A 21,830-nucleotide genomic window follows, 5' to 3' on the forward strand; every position below is an offset into this window, starting at 1 on the left:
CCAAACCCGACTTCTTGTGTTCTGTGACTGGTTTTCAGCGGTGTGCTCGTCCGAGCGGGGGGCGCCACCGGACACGTGTGGGGCCCCGCGGGGGGGCGGGGCCCCTCTCGTCGTTCAGCGTGCCGGATCAGACGGTGCCCGGTCCGCTCCCGAACGGGAAACGACCGTAGTACTCGCCGACGCGGTCCCGGTAGGCGGGCTCCTTGAAGTTGGCCTCGTCGAACTCGGGCGCGCCCTTGATCTCGTGCTTGGTGCGCGCGACGTAGACCTTCTTCTCCTGCGGGTCGATCTGGGTCACGGTGCTCGCCGGCAGGAGGACCTTCTTGCCGAAGATCCACGGGCCCGTGTCGATGACGAGGTAGCTCTCGCCGACCTCGTACGTCGCCTCGTCGACGGAGCCGATCTTCCCGTCGGTGGCCTCCACGTGGTACCCGGCGACATCGAGCGTCCTGTCCTGGCCGTACACGTCGGCGCGGTAGTTCCAGAGCTCAGGCTGCATGGTTGAACATCTCCCTTGACTTGGATTCTCCGGGCTCCGGTCAAGTACCCGAGCGAGGGGCCCTAAACGGGGTCCGTCCAAGTCAGCCGGTACGGAACACCGCCCTGCCCTTCTCGAACCGCAGGTCGCCGCGCGATTCCGCGCTCCCGCCCCGCCCGGCGAAATCGCAGCCGGCACATGTTCGTTGATGCTCATATGTCGGCGTATGTACGGACTACAGCGCCGGGTCCGGTACCCTTGTGGAGGTCGGGCGCCGCTAGCTCAGTTGGTTAGAGCAGCTGACTCTTAATCAGCGGGTCCGGGGTTCGAGTCCCTGGCGGCGCACATCGCATGTGATCGGCGCGTTTCCCCTCCATCGGGGAGACGCGCCGGTCGCGTTTACACCCTGATGCGCGGTCTGTGTTCGCTCCAGAGCCATCCACCCGGCAGAACGACCCCTCGACGGTCCGGGCGCCCGTGGCACACCCGGCGAGACCGGAGAAGATGCCGCGGGAGGTGCTTCTCCGAGGCCGGGATGCCGTAGACCGGCAGGTCAGAGGCCGCAAGGTTAACATGGTGAGGGCTTCGGAAACATTTCGGAAACATATTGACCCCACTGTGTGGTACAGCCAACATGATGGCCATGGTGAACCGGTTTCCTGAAGCTCGACGCACGACGATCAACGATGTCGCGTCGCTCGCCGGAGTTTCCAAGGCGACCGTGTCGAAGTTCCTGAGCGCGACCGACTACTACATGTCGCAGGAGACCCGGGCCAAGATCGAGCGCGCCATCGAGGAGCTCAACTACCATCCGAACGCGCTGGCCCAGGGACTTTCGAGCAGACGTTCCTACGCGATCGGCGTCGTCGTGGCGAGCATCACCAATCCCTTCTACCCGGAACTGGTGGCCGGCGTGGAAGAGGTCATCGACCCGGCCGGTTACACCCTGTTGCTGGGGGCGATCGCGGAGAGCAAGGCGAAGGAGGCCGCGGTCGTCCGCACGATGATCCAGCGACGGGTCGACGGAGCGATCATCGCCTCGGCCACCATGCGGGACGGCGGGGTGCAGCAACTGGTCAAGGCCGGGATCAACGTGGTGGTCGCCAGCCGGGAGCTCGCCAAGCCGGTGGCCGACACCGTTGTGATCGACAACCGGATGGGCGGGCGGCTGGCCGCCGAGCACCTCCGTCAACATGGCTTCGAGCAGGCTGTCTACCTGACCGGCCCGCTCGACGTCCTGGCCTTCCGGCACCGGCTCGAAGGGTTCCGCAGCGTCTACGGCGAAGCCGATGGACCGCTCCACATCGCGCGCAGCAGCGAGCTCTCGGACGCCACCGAGGCGGCGGCGAGCCTGCTCGCCGGGCTGCGCCGACCGGCGGCGGTCTTCGCCGCCAGCGACACCCTGGCCGTCGGGCTGATGACGGCGGCGCACTCACTCGGAGTGAGCGTCCCCGAGGACATCGCACTGATCGGATTCGACAACGTCTGGGTCGGCCAGGTGCCGGGCGTCTCGCTCACCACCGTGGACAGCAAGGCGCGGCAGGTCGGCGCGGTGGCGGCGGGCATCCTCGCCGAGCGCATCGGCAGGCACCCGAGCGGCAGTCCCGGTGGGCGTACCCCGCCGGAGCGGCGCGTCCTGGCGCCGGAACTCGTCGTCCGCGGATCCTGCGGATGCCGGCGGACGGCGACAACGTGAGAGTCCAGCACGGTCCCCAATCAGCACGGGCTTTTGGGAAACCGGTTTCTATCCATCCATCCCCCTCAGAAGGAAAGCAGCAATGAGGAAGACAGCAGCTATCGCGTTGGCGTCGGTCCTGGCGCTCGGTGTCTCGGCATGCAGCTCGGCGACGTCCGCCGAGGAGTCCGGCGCCGGAGGGTCGTACACCTACACCAGCGACCAGGAAGGCGTGAAGTCGCTCGACGGCGTCGCCCTGGCCTCGACCATCGGTGAGCTCAAGCCCGCCAAGAAGTATCGGGTCGCGGTGATCCTCAAGGCCCTCACGAACCAGTACTGGCAGGGCATCCAGAAGGGCGCGAAGGCCGCCGCCGACAAGTACGGGGTCGAGGTGACCATTCAGGCCGCGAGCAGCGAGAAGGCCCAGACCGAGCAGCTCACGATCGCCCAGACGCTCGTCGGGCAGAAGTTCGACGCCTACGTGGTGGCTCCCGAGAGCACCTCCAACCTGAACCCGGCGCTCAACCAGATGCGCTCGCAGCAGGCGCCCGTCGTCAACGTCGACGACGCCCGTGTCCCCGCGACCGTCTTCATCGGCCCGAACCACGAGGAGAACGGCATCCAGGCGGCGGACGAGCTGGCGAAGCTGTTCCCCGACGGCGGTGAGGTCGCGCAGGTCGAGGGGCAGTCGGGCTCCAGCGCCGCGATCCTGCGGATCAAGGGTTTCAAGGAGGGCATCGCCAAGCACTCGAACCTCAAGCTGGTCGCCAGCGTCCCCGGCAACTGGGACGCGAACGCCTCCTATGCCGCGGCGCAGCAGATCATCCGGCAGAACCCGAACCTCAAGGGCATCTACGCCAACAACGACACGATGGCGATCGGCGTCGCCAAGGCCGTCCAGGAGTCGGGCAAGAAGGTCGCGGTGATCGGCACGGACGGTGTTCCGGAGGCGATCTCCGGCGTCCGGAACGAATCGATGGCCGCGACCGTCAGCCCGCTGCCCTACTACGAGGGCTTCTGGGCTGTCGAGTCGGCCATCGGCCTGCTGGAGGGCAAGGAGATCGCCCCCTGGGTCGTCGCGCCCGCCCAGCTGATCACCAAGGAGAACGTGGACCAGTTCTACGACACCGAGGGCCAGGTCATCACGGACCTCTACAAGTGACCGTCGGGTGAGCCTCTCCCTTCGAACCACGTACCGATCGAGATGATGAGATGACGACCGACCGGCCCATGCTGGAGATCAAGAAACTCAGCAAATCCTTCCCCGGCGTCAGGGCCCTGCACGAGGTCGACCTGACCGCCTACCCCGGTGAGATCCACGCCCTGCTGGGCGAGAACGGCGCAGGAAAGTCGACGTTGCTGAAGACGCTGTTCGGCGTCCAGCAGCCCGACAGCGGCGAGGTCTGGTTCGAGGGGGAGCGGCGCTCGTTCTCCCAGCCCAGTGACGCCCTGCACGCCGGACTCGCCATGGTTCACCAGGAACTGAGCCTGGTGCCGCAGTTCACGGCGGTCCAGAACGTCGTGCTGGGACGGGAGAAGGCCCGTGCCGGGTTCATCGACTGGCGTGAGGCCCGCGAACGGGCGGAGAAGTCCCTCGGACGGCTCGGTTTCGACGCCCGGATGGACATCCCCGTGCGGCGGCTCAGCGTCGCCCAGCAGCAACTCGTCGAGATCGCCCGGGCGCTGGCCGTCGGCGCGCGCCTGATCATCCTGGACGAGCCGACCGCCTCGCTGACCACGCAGGAGAGCGAGCAGCTCTTCGCCCTGCTCGAACGGCTCCGCGCCGAGGGCCGCGGCATCATCTACGTCTCGCATCGGCTCGCCGAGGTCATGACGCTGTCGGACCGGGTCACCGTGCTGCGCGACGGCACGCTTGTCGGCACCCGTACCCGGGCGGAGATCAAGGACGAGACCGACCTGGTCAAGCTGATGGTCGGCCGGAACGTCGACGCGATCAGCAGGGTGGAACGTTCCGAAGGTCCCGGTGAGGAGATCCTGCGGATCGAGGGCCTGTCCAGCGCCGAGGGCGTCGCCGACTGCTCGCTGTCGGTCCGGCGCGGTGAGATCGTCGGCCTGGCGGGAATGGTCGGTGCGGGACGGACCGAGCTGGTCCGCGCGCTGATCGGCGCGGACCGGGTGACGGGCGGCGCGGTGTGGATCAGAGGGGAACGCGTCCACATCGGCTCCCCTGCGGACGCCGTCAAGGCGGGTATCGCGTTCCTGCCCGAGGACCGCAAGCACCAGGGCCTCGTGCTCCACATGAGCGCGGCGTCCAACGCGACACTGATCAAGCCGCCGCGCCGGCGCGGCCTGCTGGACCGGCGCGCGCAGCGCGAGCAGACCCGCGCGCTGCTGACGCAGCTCAACGCCGACATCGACCCCGGCTATCCGGTCGGCAAGTTGAGCGGTGGCACCCAGCAGAAGGTGGTCCTCGCCCGCTGGCTGAAGACCGCCAGCGACATCTTCATCTTCGACGAGCCCACCCGCGGCGTCGACGTGGGTGCCAAGGGGGAGATCCACGCACTCATGCGAGAGCTCGCCGAGGAGGGCAAGGCCATCGTGATGGTCTCGTCGGACCTTCCCGAAGTACTCGGGATGAGCGACCGGGTGGTGGTGATGCGCCGCGGACGCATCGTCGCCGAACTCAGCCGGTCGCAGATCTCGGAAGAAGCCATCGTCCACCACGCCGCGGCGAGCTGACGGTCCAAGGAGAACCATGAGCAACCACACCACCCTCGAGCGGAAATCGGCGACCGAGACGCCGCTGTCCGCCGTGCGGGGACGCCTCGACGTCGCCGCGACCGCACGTCAGGCCGGGCTGGTCGGCGTCATCCTCGTCCTCGTCCTCGGTTTCGGGCTCGCCAGGCCGCTGTTCCTCGACGGCGGCAACCTGATGAACATCCTGCTGCAGGCATCGGTGGTCGGCGTCCTGGCGCTGGGGCAGACGTTCGTCCTGATCACCGGCGGCATCGACCTGTCCATCGGCTCGACCGTCGCGATGTGCGCGGTGGTCAGCGGGTTGCTGTCGCACTCGCTGCCGGTGCCGCTCGCCATCATCGGCGGCATCGCGGTCGGCGCCCTGGCCGGTCTGGTCAACGGGCTCCTCATCACGATGACGAACATCACGCCGTTCATCGTGACGCTCGGCAGCATGAGCATCTACGCCGGGATCGCCCTGATCATCGCGGGCGGCCAGGCCGTGTACGACATCCCGACCGGCTTCCAGGACGCCCTGGCCGGCCGGATCGCCGGGGTCCCGATCCCGGTGCTGCTGTTCGTCCTGCTCACGATCGTCGCGGCCGTGTGCCTGAAGCGGACCGTGTTCGGCGAGCACCTGACCGCCGTCGGCGGGAACGCCGAGGTCGCGCGGCTGGCCGGCATCAACGTCAAGCGCTACACCGCGGCGGCCTACGTCCTCTCCGGCGCGGCGGCCGGGCTGGCCGGGACCATCCTGGTCGCCCGTCTCGGCGCGGCCGACCCGACGCTCGGCGCGGACCTGCTGCTGACGGCCATCGCCGCCACCGTCATGGGCGGTACGAAGCTCGCCGGCGGCGAGGGCAGCATGTACGGCGCGGCGTTCGGCGCGATCATCATCGCGACGCTGACCGCCGGTCTGACCACGTTGAACGTCCAGGCGTTCTACCAGCAGGTCGCCGTCGGCTCCGCGATCATCATCGCCCTGCTGATCGACCAGGTAGCCCGGGGACGGCGCTGATGCCGGTACTTCTCGACGTCGACGAGCGGGGTCTGGCGACCCTGACCCTGGACCGCTACGCCAAGCGCAACTCGCTCGATGAGGCCATGCTCGAATCGTTCGGCGAGGCACTCGGCGCGATCGAGGCCGACCCGCGGATCCGGGTGGTGGTACTGCGCGGGAGCAACGGCTTCTTCTGCGCGGGCGCCGACATCGCCGACTGGGCGGACCCGGGCCCGGTCACCGCCGATCGGCTGTCACGCCTCGGCACGGCCACCTTCGCGCGGCTCGCCGCGCTGAGCGTGCCCACCGTCGCGCTGATCGAGCGCAGCGCGCTCGGCGGCGGCCTGGAGCTGGCGCTCGCCTGCGACCTGCGCGTCACCACCGAGGACGCCGGCCTCGGCTACCCAGAGACGAGGCTGGGGAACCTGACGGCGTGGGGTGGCATCGCCCGGCTGGTGGACACGGTCGGGCTGGCCCAGGCGCGCCGGCTGTTCCTCACCGCGACGGCGATCTCCGGGGCCGAGGCGGCGCGCATCGGCCTCGTCACGCACGCCATACCGGCCGACCGGCTCGAAGAGACCGTCGAGGAGCTCGTCACGGCCGTCATCGCCTGCGAACCACTCGCGCTGCGGGTCGTCAAGGACATTCTGGCCGGATACGAGACCCGGGTGACGGCCGAGCCGACTCTCGCCGCGTTCTTCAGCTTCTCGGACGCCTCGCGCCGGCGGAAAGAGGCGTTCGTCAAGCGCAGGCCCACGACAACGAAGTGAGAGCATCGTGAACACCACTGGATTCCCCCTCGACGTCGCCGGACGCGACCTCGGTGACCTGCTGGACCGTGCCAAAGTGTCCGCCGGGGACGGCCCGCCGCTCCTCGGCTCGCTGGTCGGCGGCAGCGCCGTCGCCCCGCAGGGCGAGGGCACGGTCCGGATCAGCCCGGCCACCGGACAGCCCCTGTTCCGGGCGGGCGACGAGTCGACCTCCGTGGTCGAGGCCGCGGTCGCCCGCGCCCGGAGCAGTTTCGACACCGGGCGGTGGGGACGGGCCTCCGGCCGCGACCGCGCCCGCGTCCTGGCCCGGACGGCGCAGCTGATGGAGGCCCGCGCGGACGACCTGGCCGAACTGGTCGTGCTGGAGACGGGCAAACCGATCCGCGAGGCCCGCGGCGAGGTCGCCGCGGCCGTCAACGCGTTCGAGTACTTCTCCGGGCTGGCCAGGGACGTCAACGGACGGACGGTCCGTGACATCGACGCGTCGGTGTTCGCGTTCACCGTGCGGGAGCCCGCCGGGGTCGCGGGCCTGATCATCCCGTGGAACTTCCCGCTCGGCATCCTCGGGCAGAAGCTGCCGCCCGCACTGGCCGCCGGCTGCACCGTCGTGGTCAAGCCGAGCCCGCTGACCCCGCTCACCGCACTCGCCGTCGTCTCGCTGCTGTACGAGGCCGGCCTGGAGCCCGACGCGGTCTCGGTGGTCCTCGGTGAGGGCCCCGCGGGCGCGGCGCTCGTCGCCCACCGCGAGGTGGACGTCGTCAGCTTCACCGGCTCGACCGCGACCGGCCGGCACATCGCCGCGCACGCGGGCTCGCAGCGGCTCAAGCGCGTCGCCCTGGAAGCGGGCGGCAAGACCCCGGTCCTGGTGACGGCGAACGCCGACCTGGACGAGGTCGTCGCGGGGCTGACGTTCGCCGCGTTCTTCAACCAGGGACAGGTGTGCGTCGCCGGGTCGCGGATCCTCGCCGACGCGTCCGTCGCGGACGAGCTGGGCGAGCGTCTCGCCGCGCGGGCGGCGGGTCTCCTCCTCGGTGACCCGTGGTCGGAGGCCACCCAGATGGGCCCGCTGATCTCCCAGCAGCACTTCGACGGGGTGAGCGCGGCGATCGAGACGTCCAGGCAGGAAGGCGTGCGGGTGCTGGCCGGCGGGGACCCCTCCGCGCCGGAGGCCACCGGAGCGCGCCCGTTCCTCGCGCCGACGGTGCTGGCGACCGACGACGACGGCTCGACCGCGGCCCGCGAGGAACTGTTCGGGCCGGTCACCGTCGTGCAGTCCTTCACCTCGCTCGACGAGGCGGTCACGCGCGCCAACGCCTCGGCGTACGGCCTGGCCGCCTCGGTGTGGAGCAATGATCTGCGCGAGGCGCTGGACCTGACGCTCCGGCTGCGCACCGGCACCGTGTGGATCAACGGCTCCACCGACGCCTTCCCCGAGCTCCCGCTCGGCGGTCGCCGTGACAGCGGCTACCAGGCCGAGTTCGGCCGCGAGGGCATGGAGTTCTTCACCGAGAACAAGACCGTCCAGGTCGGCCGTACGCGCAGAAAGGACTGGTACACCGCGTGAACGCGCAGGCAACCACGACCACCGCCTACCCGTCGCTGCGCGGCAGGACCGTGCTGGTGACCGGGGCGCTCGGCGGCCTCGGCACCGCGATCGTGGACGCGTTCGCGGCGTCCGAGGCGCGGGTCGCCGTTCACCATCTCGGCCAGGCCGGCGAGGCCGCCGAGCGGGTGCGCCGGCTCACGGAGGCGGGGACGGCCGCGATGGCCGTCGAGGCCGACATCACCGACTGGGACGCCGTCGAGGGGATGGTCGCCCGGGTCGGTTCCGAGCTGGGGCCGATCGACGTCCTGGTGAACAACGCCGGGTACATGGCTCCCGGACGGCTCGCCGAGATCTCCCTCGAAGAGTGGCGGAAGACGTTGACCGTCGACCTCGACGGCGTCTTCCTGTGCAGCCGTCACGTGCTCGGGTCGATGCTCGAACGGGGGGCGGGCGTCATCGTCAACGTCTCGTCGCAGCTGGCCTTCAAGGGCGCCCGCGACTACGTCAGCTACTGCGCCGCCAAGGCCGGCGTCGCCGGGCTCACCCGGGCGCTGGCCCGCGAGGTCGGGCCGGCGGTCCGCGTCAACGCGATCGCCCCGGGGCCGGTGGACACTCCGTTCATCACCCCCTGGGCGACCGAGGAGTGGAAGCGGGAACGCACCGGTGACCTCGTCATCGGCAGGCTCGCGACGCCCGAGGAGATCGCGCCCACCGTGGCGTTCCTCGCCTCCGACGACGCCGCGCTCTACCACGGCCAGGTGCTGCACCTCAACGGCGGAGGGGTGATGGCCTGATGTCGTCGTCGGACAGGAGCCGCCGCGGGCGGCCGGAATTCCGCACCGCGGCGGAGGCGGTCGCGATGATCGATGCCGGGGCCACCGTCGCGATCGGCGGCTCCGGCGGAGGACTGCTCGAACCGGACACGCTGCTCCGGGCATTGGGAAACCGGTTTCGTGAGACCGGCTCCCCGGCCGGCCTCACGCTCGTGCACACCACGGGCATCGGGGACCGCGAAGGCGGCGGCATGGACCATCTCGCGCTGCCCGGCCTCGCCCGCCGGATCATCGCCGGCAACTGGGGCATGGCCCCGAAGATGAGCGCGATGGCCGCGGCAGGGGAGTTCGAGGCGTACAACTTCCCGCAGGGCGTCATGAGCCAGCTCTTCCGCGACATCGCGGCGGGCCGTCCCGGGGTGCTCACGCACGTCGGCATCGGCACGTTCTGCGACCCGCGCCTGGAGGGTGGCAGGCTCAACGACCGCACCACCGAGGAACTCGTCGAGGTGGTGAGCCTGCGCGGGCAGGAGTGGCTGCTCTACCCGTCGCTGCCGATCGACGTCTGCTTCATCCGCGGCACCACCGCGGACGAGGACGGAAACATCACCTCCGAGCAGGAGGCCGCCCGGCTGGAGATGCTCGCCATCGCCCAGGCCACGCGGAACAGCGGCGGCCTCGTCATCGCCCAGGTGAAGTACGCCGCCGAAGGGGGCTCGCTCGATCCGCGCGACGTCGTCGTGCCGGGCATGTGCGTCGACGTCGTCGTCGTCAACCCCGAGCAGCGGCAGGTGGTGACGCACGAGTACAACCCCGCGTTCGCCGGGGCCACCAAGGCCGCGCTCTCGTCGCTGCCGCCGTTCCCGCTCGACCAGCGCAAGGTCGTCGCGCGGCGGGCGCTGCGCGAGATCGCCGACGGGGACGTCGTCAACCTCGGCGTCGGGATCGCCGACGGGGTCGCGGCCGTCGCCGCCGAGGAGGGCTGGGTCGAGGACTTCACACTCACGATCGAGCAGGGGCTCGTCGGCGGTGTGCCGGCCCGAGGGGTCATCTTCGGCGTCGCCACGAACCCGGTCGCGATCCTGGACCAGCCCGCGCAGTTCGACTTCTACGACGGCGGCGGCCTGGACATCTGCTTCCTGGGCTTCGCCCAGATCGACCGGGCGGGCAACGTCAACGTGTCCAAGTTCGGCGGCAGGATCATTGGCACCGGCGGGTTCGTCAACATCTCGCAGAACGCCTCGACCGTGGTCTTCTGCGGCACGTTCAACGCGGGCGGGCTCCAGGCCGTGCCCGCCGACGGAAGCCTGGACATCCGCGTCGAGGGCAGGCACCGGAAGTTCGTCGACACGGTCGACCAGGTGACGTTCAGCGCGGCCGAGGCGCGCCGACGCGGCCAGCGGGTCCTGTACGTCACCGAACGGGCGGTCTTCGAGCTCGGCCCGGACGGGCTGGTGCTCATCGAGGTCGCGCCCGGCGTCGACCCCCAGACCCAGGTCCTCGACCCGCTCGGCAACGGGGTGAAGGTCGCGGACCCCCTCACCGTGATGGACAAGGAGATCTTCGTGGACCGGCCTCTCGGGAGCGCCTGGCGGACGACGGGGACGGCGGGTTCGTGATGAGCGATGTCAGGATCATGCTGCCGGCACCGGACGGCGGGAAGCGCACCCACGTCCTGGCCGACCGGTCCCCGGTACACGACTTCACCGGCGGCCCGCCGACCTCCCGCACGGTGTACGCCGCCGCGCACGTCGTGGCCGATCCGCTGCACGACCCGCCGGGGCTGGACTGGGAGTCCACGCTGGCGTTCCGCCGGCACCTGTGGTCCCTGGGCCTGGGCGTCGCCGACGCCATGGACACCGCGCAGCGCGGTGGTGGCCTGGACTGGGCGGACGCCCGCGAGCTGATCGCCCGGTCGGGGGCCGAGGCGCGCGCCGTCGGCGGGGCGCTGGTCTGCGGAGCGATGACCGACCAGCTCGCCCCGACGGGCCATTGGAGTCTCGGCGACATCGCCGAGGCGTACCTGGAGCAGGCCGGCTGGATCAGCCAGTCCGGCGGCACCCCGGTGATCATGGCGAGCCGTCACCTCGCCGCCGTCGCGCGGGGGGCCGACGACTATCACGAGGTGTACGGCAAGGTCCTCGACCAGGTCGATGGACCGGTCATGCTGCACTGGCTGGGCGAGGCGTTCGACCCCGCCATGGCCGGGTACTGGGGTGGTGCCGACCTCGACCGGGCCACCGAGACGGTCCTGGCGATCCTCACCGAGCACCCCGGACGCGTCCGGGGGATCAAGATCTCCCTGCTCGACGCGGGACGCGAGGTCGACCTGCGGCGGCGGTTGCCCGAGGGCGTCGCCATGTTCACCGGGGATGACTTCAACTACGCCGAACTGATCCGGGGCGACGAGCACGGTCACAGCGAGGCGCTCCTCGGCGTGTTCGACGCGATCGCCGCGCCCGCGCGGGCCGCGCTCGCCCGGCTCGACGCCGGCGACCTCGACGGGTACGCCGCGCTGCTCGAACCGACGGTTCCCCTGGCCCGGCACCTGTTCGCGAGCCCGACCTCGGCCTACAAGACGGGCGTGGTCTTCCTGGCCTGGCTGAACGGCCACCAGGATCACTTCCACCTCGTCGGCGGCGCGCAGACCCTCCGCTCGGTACCCCATCTGGTGAGGCTGTTCGTCCTCGCCGACCGGGCGGGCGCGTTCGCCGACCCCGCGTCGGCGGCGCGGCGGATGCGCTCGTTCCTCGCGGTCGCCGGGTTCGAGGCGTAGTCATGGACCCGCGACGACCCGGCCTCGACCAGGCGGGAACCCGGACGAGGACGCAGCGGGGAAGGGCCGAAGGGTGCCTGCCATGACCGGGCCCGCACGGGTGCTGCTGGCACCCGACTCGTTCAAGGGCACGATGGACGCCGCCACCGTGGCCGGCGCGCTCGCGGTGGGGGTCGCGGACGCCGGCGGCAGGGCGCTGCCCTGCCCGCTGGCCGACGGCGGCGAGGGCACCCGTGACGTGCTGCGCCGCGCCCTGGGCGGCGAGCTCGTCCGAGCCGCGGCACGTGGTCCTCTCGGTGACCGGATCGAGGGCGAGTTCCTGCTGACGAACGGGGGACGCACCGCCGTCGTCGAGACGGCGACGGCGAGCGGGCTCACCCTGCTTGCCCCTGAGCGGCTCGACGCATGGTCGGCGACCAGCGCCGGAACCGGTGACCTGATCGTCGCCGCGGTGGCGGCGGGCGCGCGCCGCGTCCTGCTCGGGGTCGGGGGCAGTGCCTGCACGGACGGGGGCGCCGGTGCCTGCGCGGCCATCGAGGCCGGAGGCGGCCTGGACGGGGTCGAGCTCGTCGTCCTGTGCGATGTCGCGACCCCGTTCGAGGACTCCGCCCGGGTGTTCGGGCCCCAGAAGGGCGCCGATCCCGACCTCGTCGCGCGGCTCACCGACCGCCTGCACGAGACGGCGGCGGCGCTGCCCCGCGACCCGCGCGGGCGCGCCCGCACCGGGGCGGCGGGCGGGCTGTCCGGCGCGTTGTGGGCGGCCTACGACGCACGGCTCGTCTCCGGCATCGAGACCGTTCTGGACCTGGTCGGTTTCGACGCGCTCCTGGCCGGGGCCGACGCGGTCGTCACCGGTGAGGGGCGTCTCGACGCGCAGACCGCCGACGGCAAGGTGATCTCCGGGGTCACCCGGCGGGCCGCGGGTGTCGGCGTCCCGGTCTGGGCGGTCGTCGGCCAGTCCCGGCTCGACGCCGCGGACACGGCGGCCCTCGGGCTGGCCGGGGTGGCCGAGGCCACCGACCAGGGCCGGCTCCGCGCCGCCGCGGCGTCGATCACAGCCTCGCTCGGCGCGACTGAGCATCCCAATCCCTGAGAGGACAGGCATCATGCCACGCACCACCTACACCTACGTCATCGTCGGAGCCGGAGCCGCCGGCTGCGTCCTGGCGAACCGGCTGAGCGCCGACCCGGAGGCGCGCGTGCTCCTGCTCGAAGCGGGCGGGAGCGACCGGTCGCCCCTCATCACCATTCCCGCGGGCTTCTCCAAGCTGATGGGCACGAAGGTCAACTGGATCTTCGACACCGTCCCGCAGAAGAACCTCAACGACCGGCGGATGTTCCTGCCGCAGGGCCGGGTCCTGGGCGGCAGCACCTCGATCAACGCGATGCTCTACGTCCGTGGCAACCGCGAGGACTACGACACCTGGCGCGACCTCGGCAACAAGGGCTGGGGGTACGACGACGTCCTGCCGTACTTCACCGCGCACGAGGACAACGAGCGGCTCGCGGACGCCTACCACGGCACCGGCGGCGAGCTGCACGTGAGCGACCAGGTACAGCACAACCCGATGTCGGCGGCGTTCCTGCGGGCGGCGCAGGAGGTCGGCATCCCGTACACGGCCGACCCGAACGGGGCCACCCAGGACGGGGTCTTCTACCACCAGGTCACCCAGCGCAAGGCGCGCCGGGAGAGCGCGTCGTCGGCGTTCCTGCGGTCCGTGCGGCACCGCCCGAACCTGACGGTGCTCACCGGCGCGCGGGCCGACCGGTTGATCGTCGAGAACGGCCGGGCAGTCGGGCTGACCTACCTGCGCGGCGGGCGCCAGGAGACGGTCTTCGCCGACGCCGAGGTCATCGTGAGCGCCGGGGCGATCAACTCGCCGCGCCTGCTGCTGAGGTCGGGCATCGGCCCCGCCGACGAGTTGCGCGCACTCGGTATCGACGTCGTCCAGGACCTTCCCGGGGTGGGCAGGAACCTGCACGACCAGCTTGAGGTCTACATCACGCGCGAGTGCGCGAAGCCCATCAGCTACAGCGGCGAGGACAGGTGGGACCGGGCGCTGCGGCACGCGGTGCAGTACGGCCTGTACCGGACGGGGCCCGCGACCGCGACGATCACCGAGGCCGGCGCGTTCATCCGCAGCTCCGAGCAGGTGACCTCGCCGGACATCCAGCTCCACTTCCTGCCCGCCTACGTGGTGTGGAAGGACAACTCGCGCACGGCCGCGCACGTCCCCGGCCACGGCGTGACGCTGCTGGCCTGTAATGTCCGGCCCCGCAGCCGCGGCTCGGTGCGCCTGGTCTCCAAGGAACTGGACGCCCCTCCGGCAGTCGACCCGAACTACCTGGACGACCCGCGCGACTGGGATATCGCGGTCGAGGGCTTCCACCGGATGCGCGAGGTCTTCGACGCGCCCGCGTTCAAGGGCCTGCTCAAGGACGAGAGGCTGCCCGGCGCGTCGGTCCGGAGCGACGCGGACATCCGCGCGTTCATCCGCAAGTGGGCCAAGACCGACTACCACCCGGTCGGGAGCTGCAAGATGGGCGTGGACGAGCTGGCCGTCGTCGACCCCGAGCTGCGCGTACACGGCATGTCCGGACTACGGGTGATCGACTCCTCGATCATGCCGAACATCATCAGCGGCAACACCCAGGCCCCGTCGATGATGATCGGCGAGAAGGGTGCCGCGCTGATCCTGACCTCGCCGTCGTCGCACAGGTGACGAGGGGTCATCGACTGTGCCGGGCGATGCTCAGCCGGTGGAGCCGCTCGACCAGGTCGGTGGGACGGTCGAAGTCCACCAGGGGGAGCCAGGTGAGGGCGTCGAGCTCGTCCGGGGCCAGCGCGCCGCGGACTCCGCCGACCAGCGCGGCGACGGTGTCGGTGTCGCCGCCGAGGAGGACGGAGCGGCGCAGCGCCGAGTCCAGATCCGTTGCCGTGCTCAGGACGTGGACCACGGCGGCGGTCGTCTCCAGCGCGTCGAGGCCGACGCCTCCGGCGGGAGGGACCCAGGTGCCGGCGAGGGCGGCGCGGACGGTGGTGGGCTCCCCGTAGCGGCCGGCGACCCAGCCGGCCTCGGCCTCGGCGGCGGCCAGGACCGCGTCGATTCCCGCGCCCTCGATCGCCCACGCGGCCATCGCGGCGACGAGGCAGGCGGCGGCGATGGCCTCCGGGGCGCGGTGGGTGCCGATCGCCAGTGCCTCCACCAGGTGACGGCGCAGGTCCTCCTCGGCGGCGGGAGTGGTCCAGCCGACGGGGAGCATGCGCATCGCCGCGCCGTTGGTGGGGCGCTCGCCGGGGATCGGCTCGGGCAGCGTGCCGGTCTCACCGAAGTGGGCCAGGGCGCGGCGGGTGGTCGGGCCGATGCCGCGGATCTCGTCCGCCGCGGCGGCGAGCCGGGTCAGGAAGGCCTCGGCGGTCGGGTTCCCCCCGGTGTCGGCCAGCAACTCGCAGACCAGGAGCATCTGGGCGGTGTCATCGGAGGTCGCGCCGCGCGGCCAGCCCTGCCGGGTGGCCGGGATCTCGTCGATGCGGTCGGCGTCGATCGCCGTCGGGTTCGAGCCCTCCCAGGGGACGCCCAGCGCGTCGCCCGCGGCGAACGCCGTCATCGCCCGCCCGATGCGCTCGGCCGAGGGCGGCCGGCGCTCTCCCGGGTCATGGGCGAGCGAGCCGGGCTCGGTGCCCCCGGACGCCGGATCGTGCTGGGCGCGGTCGATGAACTCGCCTGGTTGCGGCACCGTTACATGGTAGGTCGTGCGGGCCTCGTGGGCATGTGCCGGTCCGGCGGCCGGTGGGGGCGAACCGCTGTTCCCCGGGAACGGGGGCGAAGAAGAACGCGGCCGGCCGGAGGAACGGATCTCCGCCGAACCCCCGGTTTCGGGGAAAGGCCCAGGTCCGGGCCGTCACGGCCAGGACCTGAGCCCGCGATCCTCCGGGGTGGTGGTGATCAGCCGACGTTGGCGCAGATCGCGTAGACGCTGATGCCGACGTCGTTGTAACCGGGCTGGCGGCCGAGGCCGATCCAGCCGCCGCCGTCATCGGTGGGGAAGGAACCCACCAGGACGGCCTGGTTGCCCTGTGCCTCGGCGCCGCCGCCGACGGCCTTCTTCCCGGCGGGGCAGCGGACCACGCGGCGCTGGAAGTTGGGGACGTTGGCGTTCGGGAGCTTGACGATCTGGTAGCCCGTGAAGTCGGCCGCGGCCTTCGTACCGGCGGCGGCCGGTACGAAGGCGGTTATCGCGGTCAGGCTCGCGATGCCGACGGCGACGCTCAGGGTGGCGGTCATGAGCTTCCTGTTTCGCATGATCTCTCCTGGGACGGGGAGTGCCTGGATGGTCACGCAAAGTAAATGCATCATCACGCTGGGTGTCCAGCCCTGGTTTTGTCACCGTCCCGTCAGTTGCGGCCGCCCCGCCGGTGGGTAGGCGTGCGCGCCGGGCGGCGCGCGCGGGTGGAGGTGCCGGGTCTGGCGGGGTGGGGCGCGCGGGAGGTGGAGGTGGGGGTGGCCAAGGGCTGACCGGCGCTGGATGTCGATCAGTTCTGAGAGCGCTCTCAGATCAGGGTAGGCCCATTTCTTGATTGTTGGCCAGCGGGTCGATGTGCCGCCTGCGGGTGCCTGGTGAGGGTGTCGTGCGATGGAACGCCCTGTTTTCTGGGCCTATGCCGTCCCGCCTGCATATCTGCTCTTTACTTATTCGTTACCAACGCGAAACGTTGACTGCTGTGACTCGGGCCGTTACTTTGCGGTGAGAGAGCGCTCTCTCATGCCGGTCCGCTTCGGAGCCCGACTCCTCTCCCCGGAGGCACCCCCCAATGGATCCCTCGATCCGGACCACGGGTCCGGACAACGCGCACCCCCGTGAAGGACGACTCGCCCACCGCATCCGGACCCGCCGCAGGCGCCTCGCCGCCGGCGTGGTCGTCGCGATGGTGGCCGGGCTGCTCGGCCTCGGCGCCGTCCACTCCGCCGAGGCCGCCACGGTCGGCGCCGGTAGCTATGCCGACACCCTCCCGGCCGGCCGCTCGCTGCCGACCGGCTGCGGCTCCCTCTCCACCAACCCCCGCCAGTGGGTGACGGCCAACGCCCCCGCCGGAGCCGTGCCCACCAACGACTGGTGGTCGTCGATCCTGTTCAAGAAGACCGACTGCGCGTACGGTGAGCCGTTGCACGCCCACCCGATCTCCTACGACACCTTCGGCAATGGCCTCGGCTTCTCCTACAACACCACCCCGCAGATCAGTGGCACCGCCACCGGGGTGGGGGAGTACCACTACCCGTACGTCGAGAACATCAGGGTCGGTGTCGCGGGCCTGAGCTCGCCGGACGTCAAGGTCGACGGCTGGAGCGACTGGACCGTCACCCCGTACTGGAGCGGTGGCGGCCGGACCATGAAGGCCACCATCGGCCACGGCCTGCCGTTCGCCTACTTCCAGATCACCGGCGGTGACGCGCAGATCACCGCGGCCGGCACCCCCTCGGTCTGGTCCAACAGCGGCGCCACCATCGGCTTCACCGCGGGCGGCCGTGACTACGTCGCCTACGCCCCGACCGGCGCGACCTGGTCGGTGAGCGGCACGACGATCAGCTCGTCCCTGGCGGGCAAGGGCTTCTTCTCGGTGGCGGCGCTGCCCGCCGGCGGCGACCGGGTGGCCCTGGCGAACACCTACGGCCAGTACGCGCACGCGCACGTCACCGGCACCCAGGTCTCGTACTCCTACACGCCGTCCAACAGCACGCTCACCACGACGTACGCCTTCACCACCACGGCCAGGCAGGGCAGCGCGACCGGCACGGTCATCGCGCTCTACCCGCACCAGTGGAACTACCTGACCGGCTCGACGCCGCTGGCGCAGACCTACGTCTCGGCGCGCGGCCAGATGAAGATCGTCACCGGTACGCAGTTCAGGACGTCGATGAAGTACACCGGCGTGCTGCCCGAGGTCCCCGCGGTGGCCGACAACTCGGGCGCCGATCTCACCACGATCACCAACCATCTCAACGCCGAACTCGGCAACCCGATGGACATCCGCGGCGACGACACCTACTGGACGGGCAAGGGGCTGGGCAGGGCCGCCCGCATCGCGGAGATCGCCGACCAGCTCAACCTGACGTCGGTGCGCACCGCCGCGCTGAACGCCATCCGCAGCCGCCTCAACGACTGGTTCACCGCCTCGCCCGGCAAGACCACCCGGGTCTTCTACTACAACCCGGCCTGGGGGACCCTGCTCGGCTACCCGGCCTCGTACGGCTCCGACCTGGAGCTCAACGACCACCACTTCCACTACGGCTACTACATCGCCGCCGCCGCGACCCTGGCCAAGTTCGACCCCAACTGGGCGAAGACCAGCCAGTACGGCGGCATGGTGGACCTGCTGATCCGCGACGCCAACAACTACGACCGCAACGACACCCGCTTCCCCTACCTGCGTGACTTCGACATCTACGCGGGCCACGACTGGGCGGCCGGGCACGGATCGTTCGGCTCGGGCAACAACCAGGAGTCCTCGTCGGAGGGCATGAACTTCGCCAACGCCCTCATCCAGTGGGGACAGGCCACCGGCAACACCGCGGTCCGCGACGCGGGCATCTACATCTACACGACCCAGAACGCGGCGATCCAGGAGTACTGGTTCGACGTGCGCGACCAGAACTTCCCCGCCGCCTTCGGCCACAGCACCGTCGGCATGGTCTGGGGCTCCGGCGCCGCCTACGCCACCTGGTTCAGCGCCGAGCCGGAGATGATCCAGGGCATCAACATGCTCCCGGTCACCGGCGGGCACTTCTACCTGGGCGACAACCCCGGCTACGTGACCACCAACTACAACGAGCTGGTACGCAACAACGGCGGCCCGCCCACCGTGTGGCAGGACATCATCTGGGAGTTCCTCGCCCTGGGCAACGGCGACACGGCACTGGCGAACCTCAGGGCCAACAGCGGCTTCACCCCGGAGGAGGGGGAGAGCAGGGCTCACACCTTCCACTGGATCCGCAACCTGGCCGCTCTCGGCAACGTGGACAACTCGGTGACCGCCAACCACCCGCTGGCCAAGGTGTTCAGCAAGAACGGCGCCCGGACCTACGTCGCGTCCAACATCACCGGCAGCGCGATCACGGTGACCTTCTCCAACGGCACGACGCTCAACGTGCCCGCGGGCAAGACCGTCACCTCGGGAGCCCTCACCTGGAGCGGCGGCAACGCCAGCGGAGGCAGCACCGGCCCCGACCCGACTCCCACGCCCACCCCGACCCCCACCCCGACTCCGACGGTGGGTCCCTTCACCGCGACGCGCTACCTGCAGTCCGGCGGCGGGCTGCCGGGTACGGCGGGCACCGCGGGCACCGTCACGCTGGCCGCCGCCAACGGCAACCGCGACGGTACCCCGACCAACGCGCAGGTCTTCACGGCGACCGGCCTCACCGGCACCTACAACGGCGGCTCCACCACGTTCGACCTCTTCGTGGACGCGGGCACCACGGTCGCCAACGGCACCCAGATCCGCGTCTCCTACGACCTGACCGGCAACGGGAGCTGGGACAGGGTGGAGACCTACGCCTACTTCGCCACCGACCCGGTGACGGGCTGGGAGCACTACACGCAGGGCGCGGGGCCGCAGTCCGCCTCGGGGGCGCTCGGCAACCTGTCGGGAGGCCAGGTGAAGGTCGAGGTCTGGAGTGCCATCGGCAACGGCACCACCGCCCTCGGCGTCGGCAACCAGTCCCTCGTACGGCTGCCGTTCAGCTGATCCGTGACGGGGCGGCGGGTCTTCCGCCGCCCCGACCTCAGCTGATCTTTGAGGGGAAGGCCGGGAGCGAGAGCTCCCGGCCGTTCTCGCCTCCGGACGGCAGGGGCAGGCCGATCGGGCTCAGCGTCGGCGGGATGCCCGCCTTCACGACGGCCTCGGTCAGCGGGTGGAGCAGCCGGGCGAGGGCGGAGGTCCGCTCGTCACCGAGGGCCCGCCAGGGGCCGGCCGCGGCCTCGTCGGTCAGCCGTTCGATCCGCGCGCGCACCCGGGTGCCCTCGGCCGTGAGGGCGCCGGAGGCGTCGACCCATCCGCGCTCGCGCAGGGCGGCGGCACCGGACTCCCACTCCTCGTCCGGCCAGGGGCGTGCCACGCGCAGCAGGTCCAGGTCCGTCTCACCGGCGGCGACCTTGAGCAGGTGGGCCTGGGTCGGGGAGACGCCGTGGGCGACGAGCGCGGCCACGTGCCCGTCTCCCCGGTGCTCGCGCAGTGTGGTCGCGGCCTGCCAGAGCAGCAGGTGCGGCTCGTCCGGCGCCGGCAGTGCCTGGTTGGCCGCGCTCAGCACCCGGCCAGCGGTGTCGGCGAGCCGGGCGGCCCGCCAGGCGAGGTCGGCCGCCGCGCGCAGGTCGTCCGGGCCGGCCACCTCGTCGGTGAGCAGGTTCCGCAGCGCCGCCCTCGCCCCGTCGAGCCGGGCGCGGAGCACGTCGCCGGGGGTCGCGAACGTCCACGCGTCGGGGAGTGCCCTGGAGACCTTGGCCGGAGGGAAGCCGTGGAAGGCGGCCGTGACGACGTCGGGGCCGACGGGTCCGAGTGGTGCCGCCCTGGTCGCGAAGTACCCCATCCAGAAGCCGCGCATGCCTACCGCGTCGGACGCCGCCCGAGCCTCCGGGGCGAAGTAGGTGACGGCGTGCAGGGGCTCCAGCAGTTGCCACATGACACGCGGAACGTTCGGTTCGTGCTCCGGCACGGTCTCACACCCTGTCTCATGGATCCTGGCGGATCGGCTGTGCATGTTCATACGGTACTCGGCGAAATGACCGCTGATCTCCCTCCGGGAAGATCCGCTCATCTGGTTCGAACACTGACCTGATCAGCGAAGATGGGTCATCTTCCCGGTAAGGTTGGGTCTTCTCAAGGGATGCCGCGCGGGTTATCAAGAACTCGGAGCGAATTGTGATCCCAGACGGTTCACCCTCTGCCGCCGCACTCCCGGCGCCACCGTCACGTCTGGTCGTCCAGCCCCCCCGAGCCAATGGAGAACGGCGTGCGTCAGTCACTCAGAGTGGTCATGGGAATCCTTTTTGCCGTCGCCATGCTGGCGACGGGCGTCACGACCGCGCAGGCGGCCGTCCCCAACAGATGGGGCTTCGCCGTCGTCGACGTCACCTCCGGCATTCCCAACCCCGGCCACCAGGCCGGTAGCTGGCCGGGCGGCTTCAACGTCACCGTCACCCCGGGCGGGGCCGGGCAGACATTCGTGAGGTTCCCGCAGATCGCGATCGGCGGCGGCGTGGTCCACGTCACCGCGATCTCCCCGAACGCCTACTGGTGCCAGGCGCAGACCTGGGGGCCGTCCGGGGTCGACCTGGTGGTGGCCGTGCAGTGCTACCGGTACGGAGGGGCTCCGGTCTTCACTCCGTACAGCGTCGTCTTCGAGCAGAGCACCGGCACCCTGCCGGCGCCGCAGGCGTTCGGCTATGTGCACTACAACGGCGGGGCCATCGCCGCCCAGTTCAACTCGGCCGGAGGCGTGAACACCGTCGCCGGTGGCGGGGGTGTCTGGACGGTCACGCTGCCCGGCCTGGGCTCAACCGGCTTCGCCGGCAACCTTCAGGTCACCGCGGTCGACCCCGGCCAGCCCGCCCGGTGCAAGGTCGGCGGCTGGGCCCCCGCCGTGGGCGCGCAGACGGTCCAGGTGCGCTGCCACAACGCGACCAGCGCGCCGCTCAACACCGGGTGGACCCTGACCTACCAGCGTGAACGTGCCATCACCGGCGCGGCGATCCCGCCGAAGAACTTCGCCTACACCTTCGACAACACCCCGGCCAACCCCGGCCCGTACGCACCGGTGCCTCCGCCGGTGAACTACAACTCCCAGACGGCGGTGAACACCGTCCAGACCTCCGGGACCGGCCAGCGCATGGTGCTCTTCCCCGCGGTCGGGGTCCTGCAGGACCACGTCCAGGCCACCGCGTACGGACCCGGCCCCGAGTTCTGCAACCTGTTGACCCTCTGGGCCACCAGCGGTGGCGCCGCGATCGTCCGCAACGTCGTCTGCTACAACGCCGGCACCCGCCTCGACTATCCGTCCCTGGTCACCTACACCTCGGCCTTCTGAGACCGGAGGCGCGGTCCCGGCCGGACCTCGGCCGGG

Annotated in this window: 17 protein-coding genes and 1 tRNA gene; 14 read left to right on the top strand and 4 right to left on the bottom strand. The window is 70.9% G+C overall.

The window, feature by feature from the left end; all coding sequences use genetic code 11:
- Positions 1-127 precede the first annotated feature (127 nt).
- Entirely contained in the window at positions 128-499 is a 372-nt protein-coding gene (locus ABZU75_RS36435) for a PRC-barrel domain containing protein (protein ID WP_355564627.1), read from the bottom strand.
- Positions 500-749: 250 nt separating this feature from the next.
- Between ABZU75_RS36435 and ABZU75_RS36440 the strand changes: the two genes are divergently transcribed.
- The 12 genes from ABZU75_RS36440 to ABZU75_RS36495 all read left to right on the top strand — a co-directional run bounded on the left by ABZU75_RS36440 (position 750) and on the right by ABZU75_RS36495 (position 14,438).
- Positions 750-823, top strand: a tRNA-Lys gene (locus ABZU75_RS36440).
- A 298-nt stretch (positions 824-1,121) separates the two neighbouring features.
- Positions 1,122-2,174, top strand: a complete 1,053-nt coding sequence (locus ABZU75_RS36445) for a LacI family DNA-binding transcriptional regulator (protein ID WP_355564630.1) — start codon at positions 1,122-1,124, stop codon at positions 2,172-2,174.
- An 82-nt stretch (positions 2,175-2,256) separates the two neighbouring features.
- Positions 2,257-3,315 carry a substrate-binding domain-containing protein gene (locus ABZU75_RS36450; RefSeq protein ID WP_355564633.1) on the top strand — a complete coding sequence of 353 codons (1,059 nt, stop codon included), beginning with the start codon at positions 2,257-2,259 and terminating at the stop codon, positions 3,313-3,315.
- A 50-nt stretch (positions 3,316-3,365) separates the two neighbouring features.
- Positions 3,366-4,853: a sugar ABC transporter ATP-binding protein gene (locus tag ABZU75_RS36455; protein WP_355564636.1), complete on the top strand. Its 1,488-nt coding sequence runs from the start codon at positions 3,366-3,368 to the stop codon at positions 4,851-4,853.
- Positions 4,854-4,869: 16 nt separating this feature from the next.
- On the top strand, positions 4,870-5,868 hold the full coding sequence (locus tag ABZU75_RS36460; RefSeq protein WP_051752308.1) for an ABC transporter permease: 999 nt from the start codon (positions 4,870-4,872) through the stop codon (positions 5,866-5,868).
- Positions 5,868-6,620 carry an enoyl-CoA hydratase/isomerase family protein gene (locus ABZU75_RS36465; protein WP_355564640.1) on the top strand — a complete coding sequence of 251 codons (753 nt, stop codon included), beginning with the start codon at positions 5,868-5,870 and terminating at the stop codon, positions 6,618-6,620. Before ABZU75_RS36460 ends, ABZU75_RS36465 begins: the two co-directional genes overlap by 1 nt.
- Before the next feature lie 7 nt (positions 6,621-6,627).
- Positions 6,628-8,184, top strand: a complete 1,557-nt coding sequence (locus ABZU75_RS36470; RefSeq protein WP_355564643.1) for an aldehyde dehydrogenase family protein — start codon at positions 6,628-6,630, stop codon at positions 8,182-8,184.
- The gene (locus ABZU75_RS36475; protein ID WP_355564646.1) at positions 8,181-8,960 is read left to right on the top strand and encodes an SDR family oxidoreductase; all 780 of its coding nucleotides are present in this window, start codon (positions 8,181-8,183) and stop codon (positions 8,958-8,960) included. Before ABZU75_RS36470 ends, ABZU75_RS36475 begins: the two co-directional genes overlap by 4 nt.
- Positions 8,960-10,558 (top strand): CoA-transferase, encoded by a 1,599-nt coding sequence (locus tag ABZU75_RS36480; protein ID WP_355564649.1) that lies wholly within the window; start codon positions 8,960-8,962, stop codon positions 10,556-10,558. The genes ABZU75_RS36475 and ABZU75_RS36480 overlap by 1 nt, the downstream gene beginning before the upstream one ends.
- The gene (locus ABZU75_RS36485) at positions 10,558-11,715 is read left to right on the top strand and encodes a dihydrodipicolinate synthase family protein (protein WP_355564652.1); all 1,158 of its coding nucleotides are present in this window, start codon (positions 10,558-10,560) and stop codon (positions 11,713-11,715) included. The genes ABZU75_RS36480 and ABZU75_RS36485 overlap by 1 nt, the downstream gene beginning before the upstream one ends.
- 82 nt (positions 11,716-11,797) lie before the next feature.
- On the top strand, positions 11,798-12,808 hold the full coding sequence (locus ABZU75_RS36490; protein ID WP_355564655.1) for a glycerate kinase: 1,011 nt from the start codon (positions 11,798-11,800) through the stop codon (positions 12,806-12,808).
- A gap of 13 nt (positions 12,809-12,821) precedes the next feature.
- Positions 12,822-14,438 (top strand): GMC family oxidoreductase N-terminal domain-containing protein, encoded by a 1,617-nt coding sequence (locus tag ABZU75_RS36495; RefSeq protein ID WP_355564658.1) that lies wholly within the window; start codon positions 12,822-12,824, stop codon positions 14,436-14,438.
- 7 nt (positions 14,439-14,445) lie between these two features.
- Here ABZU75_RS36495 and ABZU75_RS36500 read toward each other — a convergent pair whose 3' ends face one another.
- Both ABZU75_RS36500 and ABZU75_RS36505 read right to left on the bottom strand, forming a co-directional pair.
- Positions 14,446-15,453, bottom strand: coding sequence for an ADP-ribosylglycohydrolase family protein (locus ABZU75_RS36500; RefSeq protein ID WP_355564661.1), 1,008 nt, complete (start codon positions 15,451-15,453; stop codon positions 14,446-14,448).
- Between the two features lie 209 nt (positions 15,454-15,662).
- Positions 15,663-16,019, bottom strand: coding sequence for a hypothetical protein (locus ABZU75_RS36505; RefSeq protein ID WP_355564664.1), 357 nt, complete (start codon positions 16,017-16,019; stop codon positions 15,663-15,665).
- Between the two features lie 509 nt (positions 16,020-16,528).
- Here ABZU75_RS36505 and ABZU75_RS36510 point away from each other — a divergent pair.
- Positions 16,529-19,459 (top strand): glycosyl hydrolase, encoded by a 2,931-nt coding sequence (locus ABZU75_RS36510; RefSeq protein ID WP_355564667.1) that lies wholly within the window; start codon positions 16,529-16,531, stop codon positions 19,457-19,459.
- A 37-nt stretch (positions 19,460-19,496) separates the two neighbouring features.
- Here the strand turns inward: ABZU75_RS36510 and ABZU75_RS36515 are convergent, their stop codons facing one another.
- Positions 19,497-20,423 (bottom strand): hypothetical protein, encoded by a 927-nt coding sequence (locus tag ABZU75_RS36515; RefSeq protein WP_355564670.1) that lies wholly within the window; start codon positions 20,421-20,423, stop codon positions 19,497-19,499.
- 297 nt (positions 20,424-20,720) lie between these two features.
- Here ABZU75_RS36515 and ABZU75_RS36520 point away from each other — a divergent pair, with 297 nt between their 5' ends.
- Positions 20,721-21,794 carry a hypothetical protein gene (locus tag ABZU75_RS36520; protein WP_355564673.1) on the top strand — a complete coding sequence of 358 codons (1,074 nt, stop codon included), beginning with the start codon at positions 20,721-20,723 and terminating at the stop codon, positions 21,792-21,794.
- Positions 21,795-21,830 lie beyond the last annotated feature (36 nt).

This window comes from Streptosporangium sp. NPDC005286, from assembly GCF_040607515.1.
GTDB lineage: Bacteria > Actinomycetota > Actinomycetes > Streptosporangiales > Streptosporangiaceae > Streptosporangium.